General features: G+C 66.1%; 22 protein-coding genes. 7 read left to right on the top strand and 15 right to left on the bottom strand.

Translation table 11 applies throughout. From position 1 onward, the window contains the following. The first annotated feature begins 216 nt into the window (after nucleotides 1-216). The 3 genes from ispH to rnhA are packed head-to-tail and all read left to right on the top strand — an operon-like array spanning nucleotide 217 to nucleotide 2,609. Nucleotides 217-1,176 carry a 4-hydroxy-3-methylbut-2-enyl diphosphate reductase gene (ispH, locus tag JAO75_RS02650; protein WP_199046453.1) on the top strand — a complete coding sequence of 320 codons (960 nt, stop codon included), beginning with the start codon at nucleotides 217-219 and terminating at the stop codon, nucleotides 1,174-1,176. A gap of 3 nt (nucleotides 1,177-1,179) precedes the next feature. After that, on the top strand, nucleotides 1,180-2,145 hold the full coding sequence (locus tag JAO75_RS02645; RefSeq protein ID WP_199046452.1) for a homoserine kinase: 966 nt from the start codon (nucleotides 1,180-1,182) through the stop codon (nucleotides 2,143-2,145). Next, nucleotides 2,142-2,609 carry a ribonuclease HI gene (gene rnhA, locus JAO75_RS02640; RefSeq protein ID WP_199046451.1) on the top strand — a complete coding sequence of 156 codons (468 nt, stop codon included), beginning with the start codon at nucleotides 2,142-2,144 and terminating at the stop codon, nucleotides 2,607-2,609. Before JAO75_RS02645 ends, rnhA begins: the two co-directional genes overlap by 4 nt. A gap of 160 nt (nucleotides 2,610-2,769) precedes the next feature. On the opposite strand, the gene JAO75_RS02635 is transcribed toward rnhA, so the two are convergent. Together JAO75_RS02635 and JAO75_RS02630 are read right to left on the bottom strand one after the other, a co-directional pair. Beyond that, nucleotides 2,770-3,252 carry a peroxiredoxin gene (locus JAO75_RS02635; RefSeq protein WP_199046450.1) on the bottom strand — a complete coding sequence of 161 codons (483 nt, stop codon included), beginning with the start codon at nucleotides 3,250-3,252 and terminating at the stop codon, nucleotides 2,770-2,772. 40 nt (nucleotides 3,253-3,292) lie between these two features. Continuing rightward, nucleotides 3,293-4,120: a protein-disulfide reductase DsbD domain-containing protein gene (locus JAO75_RS02630; RefSeq protein ID WP_199046448.1), complete on the bottom strand. Its 828-nt coding sequence runs from the start codon at nucleotides 4,118-4,120 to the stop codon at nucleotides 3,293-3,295. 106 nt (nucleotides 4,121-4,226) lie between these two features. Between JAO75_RS02630 and JAO75_RS02625 the strand changes: the two genes are divergently transcribed. Then, on the top strand, nucleotides 4,227-4,838 hold the full coding sequence (locus tag JAO75_RS02625) for a YqgE/AlgH family protein (protein WP_199046446.1): 612 nt from the start codon (nucleotides 4,227-4,229) through the stop codon (nucleotides 4,836-4,838). Between the two features lie 18 nt (nucleotides 4,839-4,856). On the opposite strand, the gene JAO75_RS02620 is transcribed toward JAO75_RS02625, so the two are convergent. From JAO75_RS02620 to JAO75_RS02605, 4 genes are all read right to left on the bottom strand, one after another. Then, nucleotides 4,857-7,736: an EAL domain-containing protein gene (locus JAO75_RS02620; protein ID WP_199046445.1), complete on the bottom strand. Its 2,880-nt coding sequence runs from the start codon at nucleotides 7,734-7,736 to the stop codon at nucleotides 4,857-4,859. A 199-nt stretch (nucleotides 7,737-7,935) separates the two neighbouring features. Next, nucleotides 7,936-9,219 (bottom strand): M16 family metallopeptidase, encoded by a 1,284-nt coding sequence (locus tag JAO75_RS02615; protein ID WP_199046444.1) that lies wholly within the window; start codon nucleotides 9,217-9,219, stop codon nucleotides 7,936-7,938. Further along, nucleotides 9,216-10,631 (bottom strand): threonine synthase, encoded by a 1,416-nt coding sequence (gene thrC, locus JAO75_RS02610; protein WP_199046443.1) that lies wholly within the window; start codon nucleotides 10,629-10,631, stop codon nucleotides 9,216-9,218. The genes JAO75_RS02615 and thrC overlap by 4 nt, the downstream gene beginning before the upstream one ends. Before the next feature lie 75 nt (nucleotides 10,632-10,706). Then, nucleotides 10,707-11,237 carry a GNAT family N-acetyltransferase gene (locus JAO75_RS02605; RefSeq protein ID WP_199046442.1) on the bottom strand — a complete coding sequence of 177 codons (531 nt, stop codon included), beginning with the start codon at nucleotides 11,235-11,237 and terminating at the stop codon, nucleotides 10,707-10,709. A 237-nt stretch (nucleotides 11,238-11,474) separates the two neighbouring features. On the opposite strand from JAO75_RS02605, the gene JAO75_RS02600 reads away from it, so the two are divergent. Continuing rightward, complete coding sequence (locus tag JAO75_RS02600) at nucleotides 11,475-11,831, top strand: hypothetical protein (protein ID WP_199046441.1); 357 nt, start codon at nucleotides 11,475-11,477, stop codon at nucleotides 11,829-11,831. Here JAO75_RS02600 and JAO75_RS02595 read toward each other — a convergent pair. The 8 genes from JAO75_RS02595 to coxB all read right to left on the bottom strand — a co-directional run bounded on the left by JAO75_RS02595 (nucleotide 11,814) and on the right by coxB (nucleotide 18,344). After that, a complete protein-coding gene (locus tag JAO75_RS02595; RefSeq protein WP_199046440.1) occupies nucleotides 11,814-12,581 on the bottom strand; it encodes an SURF1 family cytochrome oxidase biogenesis protein in 768 nt (255 codons plus the stop codon). The two genes, JAO75_RS02600 and JAO75_RS02595, sit on opposite strands and share 18 nt — an antisense overlap. Beyond that, the gene (locus tag JAO75_RS02590) at nucleotides 12,578-12,949 is read right to left on the bottom strand and encodes a DUF983 domain-containing protein (RefSeq protein WP_199046439.1); all 372 of its coding nucleotides are present in this window, start codon (nucleotides 12,947-12,949) and stop codon (nucleotides 12,578-12,580) included. The genes JAO75_RS02595 and JAO75_RS02590 overlap by 4 nt, the downstream gene beginning before the upstream one ends. 112 nt (nucleotides 12,950-13,061) lie before the next feature. Continuing rightward, nucleotides 13,062-13,919 (bottom strand): cytochrome c oxidase subunit 3, encoded by an 858-nt coding sequence (locus JAO75_RS02585; protein WP_199046438.1) that lies wholly within the window; start codon nucleotides 13,917-13,919, stop codon nucleotides 13,062-13,064. A 68-nt stretch (nucleotides 13,920-13,987) separates the two neighbouring features. Then, on the bottom strand, nucleotides 13,988-14,578 hold the full coding sequence (locus JAO75_RS02580; RefSeq protein WP_199046437.1) for a cytochrome c oxidase assembly protein: 591 nt from the start codon (nucleotides 14,576-14,578) through the stop codon (nucleotides 13,988-13,990). An 8-nt stretch (nucleotides 14,579-14,586) separates the two neighbouring features. Beyond that, complete coding sequence (locus JAO75_RS02575; protein WP_199046435.1) at nucleotides 14,587-14,748, bottom strand: hypothetical protein; 162 nt, start codon at nucleotides 14,746-14,748, stop codon at nucleotides 14,587-14,589. A gap of 6 nt (nucleotides 14,749-14,754) precedes the next feature. After that, on the bottom strand, nucleotides 14,755-15,711 hold the full coding sequence (locus tag JAO75_RS02570; RefSeq protein WP_199046433.1) for a heme o synthase: 957 nt from the start codon (nucleotides 15,709-15,711) through the stop codon (nucleotides 14,755-14,757). 131 nt (nucleotides 15,712-15,842) lie between these two features. Beyond that, nucleotides 15,843-17,462: a cytochrome c oxidase subunit I gene (gene ctaD / locus JAO75_RS02565; protein ID WP_199046431.1), complete on the bottom strand. Its 1,620-nt coding sequence runs from the start codon at nucleotides 17,460-17,462 to the stop codon at nucleotides 15,843-15,845. 27 nt (nucleotides 17,463-17,489) lie between these two features. After that, nucleotides 17,490-18,344: a cytochrome c oxidase subunit II gene (coxB, locus tag JAO75_RS02560; protein WP_199046873.1), complete on the bottom strand. Its 855-nt coding sequence runs from the start codon at nucleotides 18,342-18,344 to the stop codon at nucleotides 17,490-17,492. Nucleotides 18,345-18,657: 313 nt separating this feature from the next. On the opposite strand from coxB, the gene JAO75_RS02555 reads away from it, so the two are divergent. After that, on the top strand, nucleotides 18,658-19,170 hold the full coding sequence (locus JAO75_RS02555; protein ID WP_199046430.1) for an invasion associated locus B family protein: 513 nt from the start codon (nucleotides 18,658-18,660) through the stop codon (nucleotides 19,168-19,170). A gap of 28 nt (nucleotides 19,171-19,198) precedes the next feature. Beyond that, nucleotides 19,199-19,768 (top strand): hypothetical protein, encoded by a 570-nt coding sequence (locus JAO75_RS02550; protein ID WP_199046429.1) that lies wholly within the window; start codon nucleotides 19,199-19,201, stop codon nucleotides 19,766-19,768. 111 nt (nucleotides 19,769-19,879) lie between these two features. Here the strand turns inward: JAO75_RS02550 and JAO75_RS02545 are convergent, their stop codons facing one another. Further along, nucleotides 19,880-21,184 carry a hemolysin family protein gene (locus JAO75_RS02545; RefSeq protein WP_199046428.1) on the bottom strand — a complete coding sequence of 435 codons (1,305 nt, stop codon included), beginning with the start codon at nucleotides 21,182-21,184 and terminating at the stop codon, nucleotides 19,880-19,882. Between the last annotated feature and the right edge of the window lie 42 nt (nucleotides 21,185-21,226).

Below are 21,226 nucleotides of genomic sequence, written 5' to 3'. Positions count from 1 at the left end.
TGCTCCCCCTCCCGCGTGGGAGAGGGGGGCCCAGGTGTCATCCCCGGCGAGCCGCAGGCGAGGGAAGGGGATCCACGATCAGGCTCAGTGCTATGGATTCCCTTCCCTTCCGCTGCGCTGCGGCCGGGAATGACACGGAGCAGGGATCAGCCTCGCCGCGAATAAGCGTCGCTCCCGCTTGACAGGAAGGGTCTCGTCTCGCCACATCGCCTCATCATGACGAAGCCACCCCTCGACATTCTGCTCTGTGCCCCACGCGGCTTCTGCGCCGGGGTCGTTCGTGCCATCGATGCGGTCGAGAAGGCGCTGGCGATCCACGGTGCGCCGGTTTATGTGCGCCATGAGATCGTGCACAACAAATACGTGGTGGAAAACCTGAAGCGGAAGGGCGCGGTCTTCGTCCGGGAACTCGACGAGGTGCCGGACACGCAGGCGCCGGTCATCTTCTCGGCCCACGGGGTCGCCAAATCGGTGCCTGAGGCGGCCCAGGCCCGCAACCTCTTCGCCATCGACGCCACCTGCCCCCTGGTGACCAAGGTCCACCGGGAGGCGCAGGTCCATCACAAGCGCGGCCGACACATCATCCTGATCGGCCATGCCGGCCATCCCGAGGTGATCGGCACCATGGGCCAGCTGCCTGACGGGGCCGTCACCCTGGTGGAGACCGTGGACGACATCGCCCGGCTCCAGCCGGCGGATGCCGACAACCTCGCCTTCGTGACGCAGACGACCCTCTCCGTCGACGACACCCAGGACATGGTGGATGCCCTGAAAGCGCGCTTCCCCGCCATCGTCGGGCCGCACAAGGAGGACATCTGCTACGCCACCACCAACCGGCAGGGCGCGGTCAAGCGGGTGGCCCCGCAGGTCGATGCCATGATCGTGGTGGGCTCGCCCAATTCCTCCAACTCCCAGCGCCTGCGGGAAGTGGCCGAGCGGGAGGGCTGCCCCTTGGTCCGCCTGATCCTGCGCGCGGAAGACATCGACTGGTCGCTGTTCGGCAGCATCCGGAGCCTCGGCATCACGGCCGGCGCCTCGGCGCCCGAGATCCTCGTGGAGGAGATCATCGACGCCTTCGCGGCGCGCTACGAGGTGAATGTGGAGAGCGTGTCCACGGCGGATGAGAGCGTGTTCTTTCCTTTGCCGCGCGAGTTGCGTGAGCAGGCGGCGGAGTAAACGGTGGCGGTCTATACGGAAGTCAGCGACGAGGAGCTCTCGGCCTTCCTCGAAACCTACGACATCGGCACCGTACTGTCCTACAAGGGCATCGCCGAGGGCGTGGAGAACACCAACTATTTCCTCCACACCACCAAGGGCTCCTACATCCTGACGCTCTACGAGAAGCGGGTGCGGGAGGCCGATCTGCCCTTCTTTCTCGGCCTCATGCAGCATCTGGCGCAGAAGGGTCTGAACTGTCCGCTGCCGGTGAACAACCGCCGGGGCGAGTCCCTGGGCCGGGTTGCCGGGCGGCCAGCCGTGATCATCACGTTTCTGGAGGGTATCGCGGTTCGCCGTCCCACGGCCCAGCATTGCGGAGCCCTTGGCGGCGCGCTGGCGAAGCTGCACCTGGCGGGCCGGGACTTTGACGGGCACCGGCCCAATGCGCTCTCGCTCGAGGCCTGGGCGCCGCTTTTCGCCCAGGCCGAGGCTCAGGCCGATACGGTCTCGCAGGGCCTCGCGGAGCGGACCCACCGGGAGCTGGCAAGCTTGGGGGCTTCCTGGCCGCGCGGTCTGCCCAGCGGCATCATCCACGCGGATCTGTTCACCGACAACGTATTCTTCATCGGCTCAGAGGTGTCAGGGCTGATCGACTTCTATTTCGCCTGCACGGATGCCTTCGCCTACGATGTCGCCATCTGCCTGAACGCCTGGTGCTTCGAGATCGACGGCTCGTTCAATCTCACCAAGGGCCGGGCCATGCTCGCGGGATACCAAGCGGTTCGCCGCCTCGATGCGGACGAGATAGAGGCGCTGCCGGTTCTCTGCCGCGGCTCGGCCATGCGCTTCATGCTGACCCGGCTGGTGGACTGGCTCAACGTGCCGCCGGGCGCGCTGGTGAAGCCTAAGGATCCTCTGGAATACGACCGCAAGCTCAATTTTCACCGGCATGTGAAACACGCGCGCGAATACGGACTTGAAGCATGAGTGATACCAAGCGCGTGATGATCTACACGGACGGCGCCTGCTCGGGTAATCCCGGGCCAGGCGGCTGGGGGGCGATCCTGTTCTTCAACGGGAGCGAGAAAGAGGTTTCCGGCGGGGAGGCACACACCACCAACAACCGCATGGAAATCAGGGCCGCCATCGAGGGGCTCAACGCCCTCAAGCGGCCCTGCGCGGTCGATCTTTTCACGGATTCCCAGTATGTCCGCCAGGGCATCACCCAGTGGATGCACAACTGGAAGCGGCGCGGCTGGCGTACGGCCGACAACAAGCCGGTGAAGAACGAGGACCTGTGGCGGGAGCTCGACGAGGCAGCCGCCCGCCACGACGTCGCCTGGCACTGGGTGAAGGGCCACGCGGACGACCCGGTCAATATCCGCGTTGACGAACTTGCGGTCGCGGCGATGCAGCCGTTCAAGAAGAACGGCCGGAGGGCCAGCGTCTAGCCCTCCGACTTTACAGAGATCGGGGCATCCCTCCCATGTCATGGCCGGGCTTGTCCCGGCCATCCCGATCAGGAAAGCGCGGCGCTTCAGGCAATCGGGATCACCGGCACGAGGCCGGTGATGACGACGGAGGGGATTCTTCGGTCAATTCCTTAGAGGATCAGAGATCCTTGAGGAGGTTCTCGGCGCCGGAATGCTGCGCCTTGGAGGGGGCATCCTCCACGTTCAGGGCCTTCACCACGCCGTCCTCGACCACCATGGAATAGCGCTGGGAGCGGGTGCCGAGGCCGAAGCCCGCACCGTCCATGGACAGGCCGATGGCCTTGGCGAAATCCGCATTGCCGTCGGAGATGAACTCGATGCCCTCGGCCTCCGAGGACTTGCCCCAGGCGTCGAGCACGAAGACGTCGTTGACCGAGGTCACCAGGATGGCATCGACGCCCTTGGCCAGGATCTCGTCCCGCTTCTGCACATAGCCGGGCAGGTGGTTGCGGTGGCAGGTGGGGGTGAAGGCGCCGGGAACGGCGACGAGAACCACCTTGCGGCCCTTGAAGAGATCGTCCGTGGTCTTGGCCACAGGGCCGTCGGGGGTCATGACGCGGAAGGTGACCTGGGGCAGACGTTCGCCGACCTGGATGGGCATGGGCAGGTTCTCCAAAGCTATGCCGTTGAGTGCCTTATCCCTAGCGCGGCTGGCCGGGCGCGTCGAGGCTGACTTCCGTCTCGATGGCCTTGTCCCCGGCCACCAGCGTCAGGCGAACGGGGACGGGGCCCGATGCGTCCTTCGGCTTCTCCTCCACGGTCACGGTGAAGCGGTCGCCTTCGGCCGGATGGGAGACGGAGAAGAACCAGTTGTCCGGTCCCTCTGCGAAGAGAGCGGGCGTCTGGCCGGACGGAGCGCGGACGGTGACCGCATAGGCAGGCTTGTCCTGAGCGAGAGGAGTGATGGAGAGAACCGACAACTCGGCCTGCGCTGCCAGGGGCTGAGGCTGCGGAACCTTGGCCAGGGCCGCCTCGATGGTCTTGCGCTCGGAATCCGCGCCGGTCAGGTCCAGGGTGAGATCCGCATGGGCCGGGATGCAGATGTCCTTGCAGACCCCGTATTCCAGAGCCAGGACAAGCTTGACCGGCTTTGCGGGGTCCTTGGGCGTCACGAGGATGGGAAGCACGGCTTTTTTGCCGTAGACATAGGCCACCCCGGCTGCATCTTCATGCCGCTTGGGGGCCGGCCAGCGGACTTCAGTGCCGGCCACGTTCTCCGATCCCGACCAGTCGAACCGGGGCGGCAGGCCTGAATCGCCCGGATTGCGCCAGTAGGTCTTGAAGCCCTGGTCGAGGGTGATCTCGACCCCGGCGAGCCAATGCTCTCCCTGCCGCCCTCCGTCGATCAGGCGGGCACGGGAATGGAACCCTTGGGTCGAGGCGGAAGGCGTGACGGGTTGCGCGACGGCTGCGGCGACGGACAAAACACAAAAAAACGCAACCGAAGCGGCGCGGAACATGGATGCCATGGAACTGACGCCTCCCTGAGGCACTTCCCTTATGCGTTTATTCTCGGGTCTGCCATCCACGATCCTGTGATCGGGTAGGTGAGCCCGGCAAGGCAGATTGTAGGATATGGGCTCTCACATTTCACCATACGGCACTGATTCAACGTACCTCGACGGGCAGCTTCTCGTGGCGATGCCGGGGATGATGGACGAACGTTTCGCCCGGGCCGTCATCTTCATCTGCGCCCATTCGTCGGAAGGGGCGATGGGCATCATCCTCAACCGGCCTGCCGCCAACGTGACCATGCCCGATCTGCTGGTTCAGCTGGAGATCCTGCCCGAGGTGGAACGCATCCGCCTGCCGCAGAAGGTGGAGACCATGCAGGTGCTCGTCGGGGGACCGGTGGAGACGAGCCGCGGCTTCGTCCTGCACTCGCCGGATTTCCACCTCGCCCAGTCGACCCTGCCCATCGACGACAGCATCTGCCTGACGGCCACCATCGACATCCTGCGCGCCATCGCGGCCGGTCGCGGACCCGAGAACGCGGTGCTGGCGCTGGGCTATGCCGGCTGGGGTGCGGGCCAGCTCGAGACGGAGATGCAGGCCAACGGCTGGCTCAACTGCCCGGCCGATGCGGAACTCGTCTTCAACACGGCGGCGGACCTGCGCTACGAGATGGCCCTGCGCCGGATCGGCATCGAGCCGGCCATGCTGTCCATGGAAGCCGGCCATGCCTGATCAGGCGCGGCGGACCGGTCAGGCCGCCGCGGGAGCAGCCCCCACGAGCTGACGCGCCTGGAGCGTCGACATGGGCTCGCCGAAGACGGCACCCTGGGCATATTCGCAGCCGAGCTGGTAGAGTTCGATTGCCTCGGATTCGCTCTCCGCGCCTTCCGCCACGATCTCCATTCCGAGCTCGTGCGCCATCTTGACGATGGAGCGCAGGATGACAGGCTTGCCCGCCGCCATCTGGCGCACGAAGGACTCGTCCACCTTGATCGTGTCGAAGGGGAAGCGCTGCAGGTAGGAGAGGGCGGAATAGCCTGTTCCGAAATCGTCGAGCGACAGGCCGGCGCCGAGGTCACGCAGGCGCGAGAGCATCTGCGCCGAGTATTCCGGGTTCTCCATCACGAGACTTTCCGTCATCTCGATCTTGAGCGTGCCGGGAATGACGCCGGAGCGGGCGATCACCGTCTTCACGTCCTGCAGCAGGTCGTGCCGCAGCAGGTGGTGGCTCGACATGTTCACGCTGGCGAAGATCGGCGGCTCCACCTCGAGAGCGTTCTGCCAGGCGGCAAGCTCGCGACCGGTCTGCTCGAGCAGGAACACGCTCAGCTTGACGATGAGGCCGGTTTCCTCGGCAATCGACATGAAGTCCTCGGGGCCGACGCGTCCGAGGCGCGGGTGATCCCAGCGCAGCATCGACTCGAAGCCCGCGATGGTCCGGTCCTCCAGCCGCACGATGGGCTTGAACAGCACCTTCATCTCGCCCCGTTCGAGGGCATGGCGCAGGTCGGTTTCCATTGTGAAATGATCGCTGCGGTCGGACCGCATGGTGGGCCGGAACACCTCGATTCGGTCGCCGCCGTTGCGCCGTGCATGGGCCATGGCGATCTCGGCGTTGCGCAGCACCTCCTCGCGCCGTGCGGCGATCTGCGGATCGTGCAGCGCGATGCCGATGGAGGCGGTGAGGAAGAACTCGCGCTCCGAATAGGTGAACGGCGTCGTGACCACGCGCCGGACCATGTCGGCGAAGGAGATGATGCGGTCGGTCTCCCGCTCGGAGAGCAGGATGATCGCGAATTCGTCGCCCGAAATGCGCGCCAGCGTGTCCTGGGGCTTCAGCAGGCGGCTGAGGCGGCGCGACAGGGTCAGCAGGATCGAGTCGCCGGCCGCATAACCGGCCGTGGCATTGGCGTCCTTCAGCTTGTCGATGTCGATGACGACGACGGTCGGGCGAAGGGAATCGTCCTGGCTGGCATAGGTCAGGGCCGCTTCCAGCCTGTCGTAGAAGAGCTGCCGGTTCGGCAGGCTCGTCAGGTTGTCGTGCACCGCGTCGTGCAGCAGGCGCTCCTCGGCGGTCTTGCTGTCCATCACGTCCGCAAGCGTGCCGACGATACGCAGCACCTCGCCGTCGGAGCCGATCACCGGGCGAGCCTTGAGACGGAACCAATGGTGCGCGCCGGTCGAGGAGCGCAGGCGGAAATCCTGGGACAGGCGGCCGCGGCGCTGCTCGATGACGGCGTCGAGTGCAAGCCGGTAGCGATCCTTGTCGAAGGGGTGGATCAGGTCGAGCCAGGCGGAGGCCGGGCCTTCCAGGGCGCCGCGCTTGAGCCCGAGCTGATGCTCGACCTCGGGGCTGACGAAGATGTTGTCGGAGACCACGTCCCAGTCGAACACGATGTCGCCGGCCCCCGTGAGCGCCAGCGCCCGGCGCTCGGTGTCGTTGACGAAGCCGCGGGCGAAGCCGCCGCCGGCGAAGGCATGCTGCATGACCGTGAAGCCGATGAGCATGACGACCAGCACGAGGCCGCCGACCAGGGCAGGGGGGACGAGGTCCGAGGAGAGCTGGCCGACCACGGTGAAGCTCGCCGCCGTGACCCAGGCCACCAGGAGCAGCCATGTGGGAACGAGCATCACGGCGCGGTCGTAGCCGTGCGTCGCCAGATGGATCACGAGCACGAAGCCGATGCCGGCCACCGCGGCGATGGACATGCGGGCCACACCCGAGGCCATGGGAGGATCGACGATGGCGAGCGCCATGAGGCCCCCGAGGAACAGGAGCCAGAACGCCGTGACGTGGCTGTAGCGCACGTGCCAGCGGTTGAGGTTGAGATAGGCGAAGAGGAAGACGAGGAGCGTTGCCGCGAGCACCGCCTCGGCGCCGGCGCGGTAGATCTGCTCGGTGGCCTCCGTGATCGGGAAGACGCGCTGGAAGAAGCCGAAATCGATGCAGGCATAGGCCAGCACCGCCCAGGCCAGTGCCGCCGCCGCCGGGAAGATCAGGGCGCCCTTCACCACGAACACGATGGTGAGGAACAGGGCGAGCAGCCCCGCGATGCCGATGATGATGCCCTTGTAGAGGGTGAGGCCGTTGACCCGGTCCTTGTAGGCATCCGCATCCCACAGATGGACCTGGGGCAGGTTCTCGGAGCGCAGCTCCGCCACGAAGGTGACGGTGGTGCCGGGATCGAGGGTGATGAGGAAGAGGTCGGCGTCCTCGCCGTCGTCGCGCTCGGGCCGGATGCCCTGGCTCGCGGTGATCGCCGCGATGCGGGTTGCGCCGAGATCGGGCCAGATCACGCCGGAATCCGTCAGACGGAAGTGCGGGGCGACCAAGAGGCGCTCGATCTGCTCGTCGGTGTCGTTGGTGAGCGCGAAGACCATCCAGTCCGGCCGGGTGCCGGCCTCGCGTGCCTTTACGGCGATGCGGCGGACGATGCCGTCGCGCCCGGGGGCGGTGGAAATACGGATCTCGTCCCCGTCCGAGTTGTAGCGCTCGATGGCCGGGGTGAGGTCGATGGCCTTCATCTTGGGGTCGACGCGCACGGATTCCACGGCCCAGCCGGTTGCCGGCCAAGCGGCTCCTAAGAACGTCGCCAGAAGAAGCGCTATGGCGAAAGATACGATCCGCAATGCTTCGGTCTTTCGTCCGGTACTAAAACAATGGAACAGGATTGGTACCGGTCAGGAGGCTTGAGAGCAAGGCGAAGGCTGAAAAGGCCCCCACTTGTCCGCAGGACTCATTGTTGTTCTTGGAACGGGCCATGGGGCCCGTTTGCGGCGGGATTGAGGACGATCCGGTATGCCCTAAGGGCAGATGCGGCGGAAAGAATCAGCTGCGAAGCCCGGACGCGATGCTCTCCAGGGACGGCAGCCCCTTGATCGGCCCGATCGCCGCCAGGGTGGGCGCACCCTGCAACAGGGAGCGGCCCGCCTCGCGCACATGCTCGACCTCGAGGGCATCGACCTTGCGGACGATCTCGTCGCTGCCGACCACACGGCCCCAGGACAGGAGCTGGCGGGCGACGCGTTCGATGCGGCCGCCGGGGGTCTCCAGGGCGGTGAGCAGGGCCACCTTCATCTGCGCCTTGGCGCGGATCAGCTCGATCTCGCTGATGTCCTGCGTCGCCTGGACCATGCAGGCGAGCGTCACGTCCATCAGCTCGCGCACGTCCGCACCCGCCGTTCCGGCCCCGACGCCGAAGAGGCCGCAATCGGAGAAGGGCCAGTGGAAGGAATCGATGGAATAGGCGAGGCCGCGGGTCTCGCGCACCTCGTGCCAGAGCCGCGAGGTCAGGCCGCCGCCGAGCATGTGGGCGAAGAGGTGGGCCGCGTAGTAGTTCGGATCCTTGAACGAGAGGCCGGGCAGGCCGAGCACGAGGTTCGCCTGTTCGAGCTTGCGGGAGATGCGACGCTCGCCTCCCGTGTAACGCCCGGACTCGGGCTGGCGCGCCGGAACAGTCGGCATGGCGCCGAACAGGCGCTCGGCCAGATCGACGATGCGGGCATGCTCCACGTCGCCTGCGGCGGCCAGCACCATCTTGCCCGGCGTGTATTCCCGCGCCATGAAGGCGCGGATCGTCGCCTCGTCGAAGCTCTTGATGGTCTCCGGCGTGCCGAGGATCGGGCGGCCGACCGCCTGGCCCGCGAAGGCGGTTTCCATGAAGGCGTCGTAGATGAGATCGTCGGGCGTGTCTTCGACGGCGGCGTATTCCTGCAGGATCACGCCCTTCTCGCGGGCGAGCTCGCCCGCCTCAAAAGCCGAGTGGATGAGGATGTCGCCGAGCACGTCGAGGGCAACGTCCACGTTCTCGCCGAGAACCCGCGCCGTGTAGCTTGTGTATTCGACGCTGGTCGCCGCGTTGATGTCGCCGCCCACATTCTCGATGTCCTCGGCGATCTGGCGGGCGGAGCGCCGCGCCGTGCCCTTGAACGCCATGTGCTCGATCAGATGCGACAGGCCGTGCTCGTGCGGCTGCTCGTGGCGCGAGCCGGTGCCGACCCAGACGCCGAGCGTCGCGGTGGCGATCTCGGGCATCCGCTCTGTGGCGACCATCAGGCCGTTGGACAGGGTGGTGATGTCGATCCGCTTCTCGCGGACGAAGTGCTGGTTCATGCGGCAGCGCCTTTGACAGCCCGCGCGCGCTCGCGGATGAAGCGCTCGACCGCAGCCTGGTCGTTGGGAAGAATCGTGAAGCTCTCCTTGCGCTCCATCAGATCAGCCATGTGCGGCGGAAGTGCGGGGCGCAGGCCCGTCGCGCGCTCGACCGCATCCGGGAACTTGGCTGGATGGGCTGTGGACAGGGCCACGACGGGCGTTTCCGGGTTCTGCTTCAACAGGGCGCGGCCGGCGCGGGTGCCGACGGCGCTGTGCGGGTCGAGCACATAGCCGGTGCTGCGATAGGTCTCGGCCATCTCGGCGATCACATTGTCCTCGTTCACGGCCTCGGCCGCAAACTCCTCGCGGATGCGGGCGAGCGGCTCCGCGTCGATGAGGAAGGCGCGGGACTGGTTGAGGCTTGCCATGAGACGGCGGACCACCTCGTCATTGCGGCCATAGGCCTCGAACAGCAGGCGCTCGAAATTGGACGAGATCTGGATGTCCATGGAGGGCGAGGTCGTGGGATGCACGCCCTTGATCTCGTAGGACCCCGAGCCGAGGGTGCGGGCCAGGATGTCGTTGGCGTTGGTGCCGATCATCAGCCGCTCGATGGGCAGCCCCATGCGCTTGGCGACCCAACCGGCGAGGATGTCGCCGAAATTGCCGGTAGGCACGGAGAACGACACGGGGCGGTGAGGCGCGCCCAGCGCCACGGCGGCGGTGAAGTAGTAGACGGCTTGAGCCGCCACGCGGGCCCAGTTGATGGAGTTGACGCCCGAGAGCTGCAGCTCGTCGCGGAAGCGGGCATGGTTGAACATGGCCTTCACCATGTTCTGACAGTCATCGAAGGTGCCTTCCACCGCGAGCGCATGGACGTTGGGCGAGGCCACTGCCGTCATCTGCCGGCGCTGCACGTCCGACACGCGGCCGTGCGGGTAGAGGATGAAGATGTCGACCTGGTCGAGACCCTTGAACGCCTCGACCGCAGCGCTGCCCGTGTCGCCCGAGGTCGCGCCCACGATGGTCGCGCGGGCGCCGCGGGCTTTCAGCACGTGATCCATCAGCCGCCCGAGCAGCTGCATGGCCACGTCCTTGAAGGCGAGCGTGGGGCCGTGGAAGAGCTCGAGCACGAACAGGTTGTCGCCGAGCTGGGTGAGCGGGCAGACCGCCGCGTGACGGAACGAGGCGTAGGACTCGTCGATCATGCGGCCGAGCTGGTCTTCCGGAATCTCGCCGTCGACGAGGGGGCCGAGCACGGCCTTCGCCACCTCGGCATAGGGCTTGCCGGCGAAGCCGCTGATCGTCTCGGCGGTCAAGCTCGGCCAGCTTTGCGGCAGATAGAGGCCGCCGTCCCGGGCGAGGCCGGTCAGCAGGGCGTCAGTGAAGCCGAGCGCAGGGGCTTCCCCCCGGGTCGAGACATGGAGCAATGTCGATCTCCTGGAAATTCGGCCGGACATTATGGTCATGGACCGGACACGGCAAGCCGCATCCGGTCGCAGAGATCAGGCTTTTACACGGGCCATCGCGTAGGCATCGACGAAGGCGCCGCCCCGGAAGGCGAAATCCCTGTGCGTGCCCTCGGTCTCGAAACCGTTGCGCTTGTAGAGCGCGATGGCCGGGGCGTTGTCCACATAGACCGTCAGTTCGATGCGCCTCAGGTTGAGCCAATCGTCGGCGATGGTGATGATCTCGCGCAGCAGCCGGGAGCCGATGCCACGGCCATGGAAATCGTCGTGCAGGCCCATGCCGAGATAGGCCACATGGGCGCGTCGCCCCTGGAGGCGCTCGAAGCCGCCGTTGCCGATGATCCGGCCGTCCTTCTCCACCACGAGGCTGACATTGTTGGCCGGGTTGATCCCCTCGAGCCACTTCCGGGTCGCTTCGGGTGTCTGGTAGGGCAGGCGCAGGGTGCCCCAGCGATAGCCGGGCATGTTGCCCAGCGCCGCGATGCCTTCGCAGTCACCGGGGCGCGCCGCGCGGATGACGATGTCGTCGGCGGAACTGGGTGGGTGAATTTCAGGCTGAAGGCTCATATCGCTCTCCTCTGGATGAGGCGGAGGCGAACCGAACCCTTCAAGAAGCCCTGCTCGTCTCCGCAGGGCTTTCGGGGAATGCTCGACGCTTGTCCTAGACGCGCAAAGCCTCTCCCCTACGCCCTGCAAGGCGCATAGTGAGATGGGCTACGGTCGTGAGAAGCGTGAACATGGAAGCTATGGTATAATAGACAGGGCCGGAAGCCAAGCTCACCTTCCACGAAGAGGACCGGACTTATGCGCATGACACGGATCGACTGGATCCTGCTTCCCATTCTGGTGGGTGTGCTGGCGGGCGTCGTGATAGGGGCTTTCCTGCTCGCGGGCTTCATCGGCCTGGGCGTTCTCGGCCTCATCATCGGGCTCATGGCCCAGCGCATCGAGCTGGAGAAGGACGGGGCGGTCAGCCATTCCATGACGACCTCGCTCTATGCCGAGCAGTTCAAGGCCAGGGAGCGGATGAGCCGCGCCGAGAAGGCGGGGCACCGGGCGGAGACGCAGACGCTCCTGAAATGGCTGTTCCCCGCCAAGGTGGTGAGCGCCGGGCTGATCATCCTCGGCTTCGGCCTGTTCTTTCTATTTCAGCACCCCTGAGTCCGGCTCCTTCAGACGCCGCCAGGCGAAGGCCACGAAGACGCCGACCAGGGTGAGGGCGATGCCGTACCAGGTGACCGCGTATTGCAGGTGGTTGTTCGGCAGGGTCAGGGGCGTCTGCCCGCCCCGGGGCCAGCCGCCCGGGTTCGGGCTCGCATCCGCGTCGATCAGGAACGGGGCGACGCGCTCGAGATTGCGGGCCGCCGCCATGGCTTGGGGATCGCGGGCGAACCATCGGTTGCCGGCCGGGTCGTCGTTGGGCGTGAAGGGATTGCGGATCTCCGGCGCCCGCACGAGGCCGGTGACCGTGACCTCGCCCTGGGGCTGGCTCTCGGGGCGGGTGGCCGGATCGCGCAGGTCCGTCGGCACGAAGCCGCGGTTGACCATCACGATGGCGCCCGATGCGAGCTTGAGGGGCGTGATCAGGTAATAGCCCTGGATCGGTGCCCCCTGCCGCTCGCCGCGGGCAAGGCCGTAGACCGGGGCCTCGAACGCGTGGAGGAAGGTGCCGGTCACCCGCACCTTCCGGAACTCGTCCTGGTCGGCGCGCCAGGTGGGCCACTCCGCTTCCGGCAGGATGGCGCCGGGCTCGCCGTAGGCGCGGGTCTCGATCTGGGCGATCAGGCTTTCCTTCCAGGCCTTGCGCTGGAGCTGCCAGGTGCCCAGGCCGATCAGGATGGCAAGCGCCACCAGAGCCGCGAGGCCCGGAACGAGGAGGGATCGACCCTTGTGCAGGCGGAAGGCGGTCACTTCTCGAAGCGCCCTTCCTCGGCCTTGTGGTGATATTGCAGGTTCATCAGAACGCCCTTGAGCGGCCGCACCAGCAGGAGGCTCAGGACGATGCTGAGCGCCGTCCACATGACGAGATGGAGCCAGATCGGCGGCTCGTAGGTGAACTCGGCCCACAGCGCCAGGGCCACCACCACGATGCCCACGAAGGACATGACGAAGAACGCCGGGCCATCGCCCGTGTCGGTGAAGGCGAGGTCGAGGCCGCAGACCTCGCATTTCGGCTGAACCGTGAGGAAGCCCTTGAACACATGCCCCTTGCCGCAGCGGGGGCACAGCCCCTTGAGGCCTGTCGAGATGGGCGAGGGGGTGGACGGATCGTGAGCCACGGCTTTTCTCCGGTTGGGCCGGTGCGGGTCACCGACAGATGGGGACGGGAGCCCCAAAATGCGAAGGGCGGCCGTGAAGCCGCCCCTGCCGATTTGCTGTTTGACGAGCGGCTTAGTGGCCGGCGCCGCTTCCGCCGTAGCCCCACACGTAGATGGCGGCGAAGAGGAAGAGCCACACCACGTCGACGAAGTGCCAGTACCAGGCGGCGAACTCGAAGCCGAGATGCTGCTGGGGCGTGAAGTCGCCGCGATAGGCGCGCAGGAGGCAGACGGCCAGGAAGATCGTGCCGATGAGCACGTGGAAGCCGTGGAAGCCGGTCGCCATGAAGAAGGTGGCGCCGTAGATGTTGCCGCTGAAGCCGAAGGCCGCGTGGGTGTACTCATAGACCTGCACGCAGCTGAACAGGGCGCCCAGGATCACCGTGAGCCACAGACCGGCCTTCAGGCCCTGGCGGTCATTGTGCAGGAGCGCATGGTGCGCCCAGGTGACCGTGGTGCCGGACGTGAGCAGGATCAGCGTGTTGAGGAGCGGCAGGTGCCACGGATCGAAGGTCTCGATGCCCCGCGGAGGCCACACGCCGCCGAGCGCCTCGACGCGCGAGTAGAGCTGCGGGTCGTTGGCATAGAGAGCGGCGTCGAAATAGGCCCAGAACCAGGCGGCGAAGAACATCACCTCGGAGGCGATGAACATGATCATGCCGTAGCGGTGGTGAAGCTGAACGACGCGGGTGTGCGAGCCGGTATTGGCTTCCTTCACCACGTCGGTCCACCAGGACAGCATCGTGTAGAGCACGCCGATGATGCCCGCGCCGAAGATGAAGCCGCCGATATCCAGGCCGGCGATGTGCATGTCCCTCCACCAGGTCACGAAGCCGGTCGCCATCAGGAAGGCGCTGACCGCGCCGATGAGCGGCCACGGGCTCGGTTCAAGGATGTGGTAATCGTGGTTCTTGGCGTGGGCCTCGGCCATTTCGTGTCGTCTCCGTACCTCGAAGGTGAACTCGCTTTAGGACGTTTCCGCCCAGCTTGTCACGTGTCTTATTGCGAGATGGGTGTGGTGGATGATGTCACCTCCGCCACCGGCTTGCCCCCCTTGGAGGGGAAGTAGGTGTAGGAGAGGGTGATGGATGACAGGTCCTTCACGTCGCGATCCTGCGCGAGGCGGGGATCGACGTAGAAGACGACCGCAGATTCCAGGGTTTCGCCCGGCTGCAGGGTCTGCTCGGTGAAGCAGAAGCATTCGAGCTTGGAAAAGTAGGTGCCGGCGAGGTCGGGCTGCACGTTGTAGGTTGCGATGCCCGTGCTCGGCTTGTCGCCGGTGTTGGTGACCTTGTAGAGGACCGTCGTGGTCTCGCCGAGCTTGACCCTGACCTCGGGCTTCTCCGGCGAGAAGCGCCAGTTCAGCCCGGGCGCCACATTGGAGTCGAAGCGGACGGAGATCGTCCGGTCCATCACCTGCGAGCTGTTGCTGTCGACGGCGATCGGTGTGCCGCCGAAGCCCGTGACCTTGCAGAAAAGGTCGTAGAGGGGAACGGACGCATAGGCGAGGCCGACCATGCCCACGACGATGCCGACGCAGGCGATGGCCGTGCGGTTCATCTTGCGCTGGTGATCGGATGTCGCGGCCATGTCGATCCTCACAATGGGCGTTGCATGATGCCCGGCCCGAGCTTCGCCAGGGTGACGGCGAACAGCAGGATGCAGAAGATGCCGAGCGCCAGTGCCAGCGCCATGGAGCGCTGGCGGCGTCGCTTCTGTTCCTCGGGAGTCAGGCGGACGGGAGGGTTGGGTCTTGCCATCGCGAGTTACCCGAACACCGGCCGGAAGAAGCCGAAGCCGTGCTCGACGAGCAGGGTCGCGAACAGCAGGAAGAGGTACAAGATCGAGAAGCCGAACAGCTGCTGGGCGACCCGCATGGCCGGCTCGCCCTCGCGCAGGCGGTAGACCTGCACGGCCAGCGCCAGCATGCCGAAGCCGCCGATGAGCGATATGATGGCATAGGCCAGGCCGCCGAAGCCGAGAACCACCGGGGCTAGCCCTAAGGGAGCCAGGAGGATCGTGTAGGCGAGGATCTGGAAGCGGGTGGAATCGGGGCCCGCCACGTTCGGCATCATCGGGATGCCGGCGCGCTCGTAATCGCCCGACTTCACGAGAGCGAGCGCCCAGAAATGGGGCGGCGTCCACATGAAGATGATGGCGAACAGAATGACACTGTCCCATGCCACATGGCCGGTGACGGCCGCCTGAGCCACGATCGGGGGGAGGGCGCCCGCCGCGCCGCCGATGACGATGTTCTGCGGCGTCGAACGCTTCAGCCACATGGAATAGACCACCACGTAGAAGAAGATCGTGAACGCGAGCAGCCCCGCGGCGAGCCAGTTGCTGACGAGGCCGAGGATGATGACCGAGCCGGCGGAGAGGGTCACGCCGAAGGCCAGCGCCTCGCCGGGCTCGATCTTGCCGGCCGGGATCGGGCGCTTGCGGGTGCGGGTCATGACCGCGTCGATATCCGCATCCCACCACATGTTCAGGCAGCCGGACGCGCCGCCGCCGACGGCGATCATCAGGAGCGACACGAAGGCCACGATGGGGTGGACGCTGGAGGGGCTGACGACCATGCCGACGAGCGCCGTGAACACCACGAGAAACATCACGCGCGGCTTCAGGAGGGCGAAGAAGTCGGACACGTCTCCCTGGGAAACGCCTGCCGTGGGGAGGCTTTCGACGTGGGCTTCGGTCAGGGCGTTCGACATGCTGCTCATAACAAAATTCCGAAATGCCGGGACGAGGCCGAAAAGGCCTCCGGGTGGTCGGCTCCTCGCCGGAAGGCTTGTGAAAACCCAAGCCCTCTGGGGAGGAGCGGGCGGCGTGAAGCCGCCCGGCTCGCTTCTGGTTAGTGGCCCGTGTCGACGACGCGGGGCAGGGTCTCGAACTGGTGGAACGGGGGCGGGGAGGACAGGGTCCACTCCAGCGTCGTTGCACCTTCACCCCACGGGTTCGCGGCAGCCTTTTCCTTGCGGACGAAGGCATAGACCACGCCGAACATGAAGATGAAGAGACCGGCGAAGAACACGTACGCGCCGATGGACGACACCAGGTTCCAGCCCGCGAAGGCATCCGGGTAATCCGCATAGCGGCGCGGCATGCCGGAGAGGCCGAGGAAGTGCATCGGGAAGAACAGCACGTTGGAGCCGATGAAGGCGACCCAGAAGTGCAGCTTGCCGATCCACTCGGGCATCACGTAGCCGGTGATCTTCGGGAACCAGTAGTACATGCCCGCGAAGATCACGAAGACTGCGCCGAGCGACAGCACGTAGTGGAAGTGCGCCACCACGTAGTAGGTGTCGTGCATGTAGCGGTCCACGGGGGCGTTCGCCAGCACCACGCCGGTGACGCCGCCGACCGTGAACAGGAACACGAAGCCGATCGCCCACTGCATGGCCGCCGTGAAGCGGATGGAGCCGCCCCACATGGTGGCGATCCACGAGAAGATCTTCACGCCCGTGGGCACCGCGATCACCATGGTGGCGAACACGAAGTAGGCCTGGGTCTGGAGCGAGAGGCCGACGGTGTACATGTGGTGCGCCCACACGACGAAGCCGACCACGCCGATCGCCACCATGGCGTAGGCCATGCCGAGATAGCCGAAGATCGGCTTCTTGGAGAAGGTGGAGATGATGTGGGACACGATGCCGAAGGCCGGCAGGATCATGATGTACACTTCGGGGTGGCCGAAGAACCAGAACAGGTGCTGATAGAGCACCGGATCGCCGCCGCCCGACGGATCGAAGAAGGTCGTGCCGAAGTTGCGGTCGGTGAGCAGCATCGTGATCGCGCCCGCGAGAACCGGCAGCGACAGGAGCAGCAGGAACGCGGTGACGAGCATCGACCAGGCAAACAGCGGCATCTTGTGCAGCGTCATGCCCGGAGCGCGCATGTTCAGGATCGTCGTGATGAAGTTGATCGCGCCGAGGATCGAGGCCGCACCGGCAAGGTGCAGGGCCAGGATGCCGAAGTCGAGCGCCGGGCCCGGGTGGCCGACGGTCGAGAGCGGCGGATACACGGTCCAGCCGCCGCCGAAGCCCAGCGAGCCCGGAGCGCCCTCGACGAAGAGCGAGAGGAGCATCAGGCCGAAGGCCGAGACGGTGAGCCAGAACGAGATGTTGTTCATCCGCGGGAAGGCCATGTCCGGCGCGCCGATCATGATCGGGATGAACCAGTTGCCGAAGCCGCCGATGAGGGTGGGCATCACCATGAAGAACACCATGATGAGGCCGTGGCCCGTCACGAAGACGTTATAGGCCTGCGGATTGGAGAAGTACTGGAGGCCCGGATCCTGGAGCTCCAGGCGCATGCCGATGGAGAGGAGGCCGCCGATAATGCCGGCCGTGAAGCCGAAGATGAGGTAGAGCGTTCCGATGTCCTTGTGGTTCGTGGAGTAGAACCACCGGCGCCAGAAGCTCGGAAGGTGATCGTGGTGATCCGCGTGAGCGGCATCAGCTGCATGTGCCATGATAGACCTCTGTGGTCCTTATTCAGATTACTGAGCGGTCGCGAACTTGACCGGAGCGGAGCCGTCCGTGGAAGCATAGCGCTGCTTCGCCTCGGCCAGCCAGGCGGCATATTGCTGCTCGCTCACGACGCGGATCTCGATCGGCATGTAGGGATGGCCGTTGCCGCAGAGCTCCGAGCATTGGCCGTAATACACGCCTTCCCGTTCGGCCTTGAACCAGGTTTCGTTCAGGCGGCCGGGAATGGCATCGATCTTGAGGGCGAAGGACGGCAGGGCGAAGGCATGCATCACGTCGGCCGAGGTCACCTGGACCCGCACGACCTTGCCCACGGGCACGACCATCGCGTTGTCGGCGCCGAGCAAGCGCGGCTGGTCGGGCTTCAGGTCCTTGACCTCGGCGATCATGTTCGAGTCGAACTTGAAGCCGCCCTGATCTGCCGGGTACTCGTAGCCCCAGTACCAGGAATAGCCGGTCGCCTTCACCACCAGGTCCGCCTGGGGCGGCACAAGCTGCTCGCGCAGGAGGCGGAAGGACGGAATGGCGATCGCCACGAGGATCAGGACCGGAATGATGGTCCAGGCAACCTCGAGGAGGGTGTTGTGGGTGGTCTTGTTGGGGACCGGGTTCTTCTTCTCGTTGAACCGGGCGATGATCACGAGGATCAGGGCCAGCACGAAGAGGCAGATCGCGGTGATCAGCCAAACAAGGTAGGTGTGGAAGTTGGACACGCTCTGTCCCAACTCGGTCACCATCTCCTGCATGCCGGTTTCCCATGGGGAGGGCTGCCCGGCGGCGGCCCATGCCTCACTTATGCCCAACACAAGTGCGACCGCTGCCGTGGAGAGGGCGGTCACCGATCGACGTCCAGTCTCGATCCGCATCGGCGTTCCAAAGCTCCTAAAGATGTGATGGCACAGGGCCATGAAAGCATCGGGGAAGGCGCGGGCGTGCGAATAGCGGCGCCCGGCTTGCGCCATCACCTTTGATCTGCGTCAAAGACCACAGGATTGTCCCAAGCGCAACGGTGCAGTCGTCGCAATTTATGCGTCATAACCGCCAAAAGGTATTTCGGTCCCTCAATTCGCCCCTCTCGCTTGACATTGCGCCCCCTGACATGGTCCCAACGGGGCCAAAGTTGGAGTCGGAGCGGCGACACGCCGCGACCCCTCGCGGGTTTACGGAATGGAGAAACCGATGGGCGCATCGCAATGGGTTCGCCACGGCGCGGCCGCTGTCCTGGGGCTGGCGGCCCTGCTCGGCGCCAGCGCCGCGGGCGCTCAAGGGATGGTCAAGAACACCTTCGGCGACTGGCAGATGCGCTGCGAGACGCCCCCGGGGGCCACGGCCGAGCAATGCGCCCTGGTGCAGAACGTGGTGGCGGAGGACCGCCCCAACGTCACCCTCGTGATTATCATGTTGAAAACCGCCGACGGCAAAAGCCGCCTCCTGCGCGTGGTGGCGCCTCTGGGTATTCTGTTGCCATCGGGACTCGGCCTGAAGATCGACCAGACGGATATCGGCCGCGCGGGATTCGTGCGCTGTCTGGCATCGGGCTGCGTCGCCGAGGTGGTCATGGAGGACAACCTGATCAATCAGATGAAGACCGGCCAGCAGGCTACCTTCATCGTCTTCCAGACGCCCGAGGAGGGGATCGGCATTCCGGTGTCCCTGAACGGGTTCGCGGCCGGGTTCGATGCCCTTCCGTAATCCATAAGAAGAGGGTGGGGGGACAGTGATGAAGAAGGAATTCAACCGCGGGGCCGGATGGGCGTTTGCCGTGCTGGGGATCTCGGCCCTGGCGGGCTGCGGAGCGCCGGGCGAGGGCGGCTTCGGAATGGGCGACATGCTGCTCACCGCCGGCGCGACCCAGACGCCGGCTCAGGCCGCCGAGACCCGGGACGTGTACTGCCCGACGGTCGACGTCGCCGACGGCGGCGCGGTCATCCAGGTTCGGGGCAGCGGCGAGGCGGGCGCCATCCGCAGCCAGATCACCCTGGGTGATCTCGCCCGCGAATGCATCGGCCAGCCGGACGGCTCCACCCTCGTGCGGGTCGGCGTCGAGGCTCGGGCGCTCCTCGGCGTCGGCGGATCGCCGGGCCGCTACGACGTGCCGGTCCAGATCGTGGTCAAGGACGGCTCCACCGTCTTCGCCAGCCGCTCCCGCCGGGTCGCGGCCGCCATTCCGGCCGGCCAGACCCAGACGACGGTTTCGATCGTCGAAGAGGGCATCCTGATTCCGGCCGCGTCCGTGAACAGCTTCGAGATCGAGGTCGGCCTCGGTGCCGCCGCGGGCCGGCGGGGCTAAAGCATCGGACCCAAAAGTGGACTTGCACTTTTGGGGTCGAATCCGATTCAGTCTTCTTGGATAAGAGCATCGCTGAGTGCGGCCCTCTGGGTCCGCACGATGCTCTGAAGCTCAATAAAGAACGGCCGCGCCCGCTCTCTGGTTGAGGGGCGCTGCCAGCACCTTGTCGATGCGCCGCTCGTCGAGGTCGATCACCTCGAAGCGCCAGCCCATGGTCTCCACGTGCTCGCCCGTGGTCGGCAGGTGCTGCAATTCGCTGATCACCAGGCCCCCCACCGTGTGGTAGCTGCGGGCCTCGGGCAGGGTCACCCCGAGGATCTCGGCCATTTCGTCCACCGGCATCGAGCCCGCGAGCAGCCAGGAGCCGTCCTCGCGGCGGACGGCGTCAGGGTCTGGCGCCTCGCCGTCTGACCGGAAGGCGCCGACGATGGCCTCCAGGGCGTCGGCCGGGGTCACGACTCCTTCGAAATGGCCGTATTCGTCATGGACGAGCGCCATGGGCACCTCCGCGTCGCGCAGGATCGCCAGGGCGTCCAGGGCGTAGAGGGTGTCGGGGATGACCGGGGCCGGCTGCACGTGCTGGCGCAGGTCGAGCGGCTGGCCCGACAGCAAGGCGGCCAGGAGTTCGCGCGACTGGACGACGCCGATCACGTTGTCGGGGGTGCCTTCGCTCACCGGCAGGCGCGAATGCGGGGTTTCGATCAGCAGGGCGCGGATCGTCTCCTCGTCATCCTCGAGATCGATCCAGTCCACGTCCGTGCGGGGCGTCATGAGGCCGCGCACCGTCCGGTCCCCGAGGCGCAGCACGCCCGAGATCATCCGGCGCTCCTCCTCCTCGATCACGCCGGCGCTCTCGGCCTCGCCGACGAGCATCTTGATCTCCTCTTCGGTCACGGTCGAGGAACCCTCGGACTTGTTGCCGAAGAGGCTGAAGATCAGGGTGGTCGAGGCGTTGAGAAGCCACACCGCCGGGGCGGCGATTTTCGAGACCACCAGCATCGCCGGGGCCATGGCGCAGGCGATGCCCTCCGGGTGGCGCAGGGCCAACTGCTTGGGCACCAGCTCGCCGATCACGATGGACAGGTAGGTGATGAGGCCGATCACGATCCCGTAGCCGAGGGGCTCGGCTGCGCCTTCGGGCATGCCCTGGGCCAGGAAGATGTCCCTCAGCCTGCCGCCGAGAGCCGCGCCCGAAAAGGCGCCGGCCAGGATGCCCACCAGGGTGATGCCGATCTGGACCGTGGACAGGAACCGGCCCGAATCCTCCATGAGGGTCAGGGCCGTGCTGGCGCCGGAGCGGCCCTGCTCGGCCATGGCCTTGAGACGGGGCCTGCGGGCGGAAACGATGGCGAGTTCGGAGAGGGCAAAGACGCCGTTGAGGGCGACGAGAGCGAGAGCGATGATCAGTTCGAGCAAGATGCCAGGAGCTGCTGACCGATCTGGCCGCGCTTCTCCCCT

The sequence above is a fragment of the Microvirga splendida genome (assembly GCF_016427565.1).
Taxonomy (GTDB): domain Bacteria; phylum Pseudomonadota; class Alphaproteobacteria; order Rhizobiales; family Beijerinckiaceae; genus Microvirga; species Microvirga splendida.
This window is presented reverse-complemented; position numbering and strand designations above follow the sequence as displayed.

Bases quoted from the DNA above. Each gene is read 5' to 3' on its own strand.
- ispH (WP_199046453.1), top strand. From the start codon at position 217: ATGACGAAGCCACCCCTCGACATTCTGCTCTGTGCCCCACGCGGCTTC.
- rnhA (WP_199046451.1), top strand. From the start codon at position 2,142: ATGAGTGATACCAAGCGCGTGATGATCTACACGGACGGCGCCTGCTCG.
- JAO75_RS02635 (WP_199046450.1), bottom strand. From the start codon at position 3,252: ATGCCCATCCAGGTCGGCGAACGTCTGCCCCAGGTCACCTTCCGCGTC.
- JAO75_RS02630 (WP_199046448.1), bottom strand. From the start codon at position 4,120: ATGGCATCCATGTTCCGCGCCGCTTCGGTTGCGTTTTTTTGTGTTTTG.
- JAO75_RS02625 (WP_199046446.1), top strand. From the start codon at position 4,227: ATGGGCTCTCACATTTCACCATACGGCACTGATTCAACGTACCTCGAC.
- JAO75_RS02615 (WP_199046444.1), bottom strand. From the start codon at position 9,219: ATGAACCAGCACTTCGTCCGCGAGAAGCGGATCGACATCACCACCCTG.
- JAO75_RS02605 (WP_199046442.1), bottom strand. From the start codon at position 11,237: ATGAGCCTTCAGCCTGAAATTCACCCACCCAGTTCCGCCGACGACATC.
- JAO75_RS02600 (WP_199046441.1), top strand. From the start codon at position 11,475: ATGCGCATGACACGGATCGACTGGATCCTGCTTCCCATTCTGGTGGGT.
- JAO75_RS02585 (WP_199046438.1), bottom strand. From the start codon at position 13,919: ATGGCCGAGGCCCACGCCAAGAACCACGATTACCACATCCTTGAACCG.
- JAO75_RS02580 (WP_199046437.1), bottom strand. From the start codon at position 14,578: ATGGCCGCGACATCCGATCACCAGCGCAAGATGAACCGCACGGCCATC.
- JAO75_RS02575 (WP_199046435.1), bottom strand. From the start codon at position 14,748: ATGGCAAGACCCAACCCTCCCGTCCGCCTGACTCCCGAGGAACAGAAG.
- JAO75_RS02570 (WP_199046433.1), bottom strand. From the start codon at position 15,711: ATGAGCAGCATGTCGAACGCCCTGACCGAAGCCCACGTCGAAAGCCTC.
- ctaD (WP_199046431.1), bottom strand. From the start codon at position 17,462: ATGGCACATGCAGCTGATGCCGCTCACGCGGATCACCACGATCACCTT.
- coxB (WP_199046873.1), bottom strand. From the start codon at position 18,344: ATGCGGATCGAGACTGGACGTCGATCGGTGACCGCCCTCTCCACGGCA.
- JAO75_RS02555 (WP_199046430.1), top strand. From the start codon at position 18,658: ATGGGCGCATCGCAATGGGTTCGCCACGGCGCGGCCGCTGTCCTGGGG.
- JAO75_RS02550 (WP_199046429.1), top strand. From the start codon at position 19,199: ATGAAGAAGGAATTCAACCGCGGGGCCGGATGGGCGTTTGCCGTGCTG.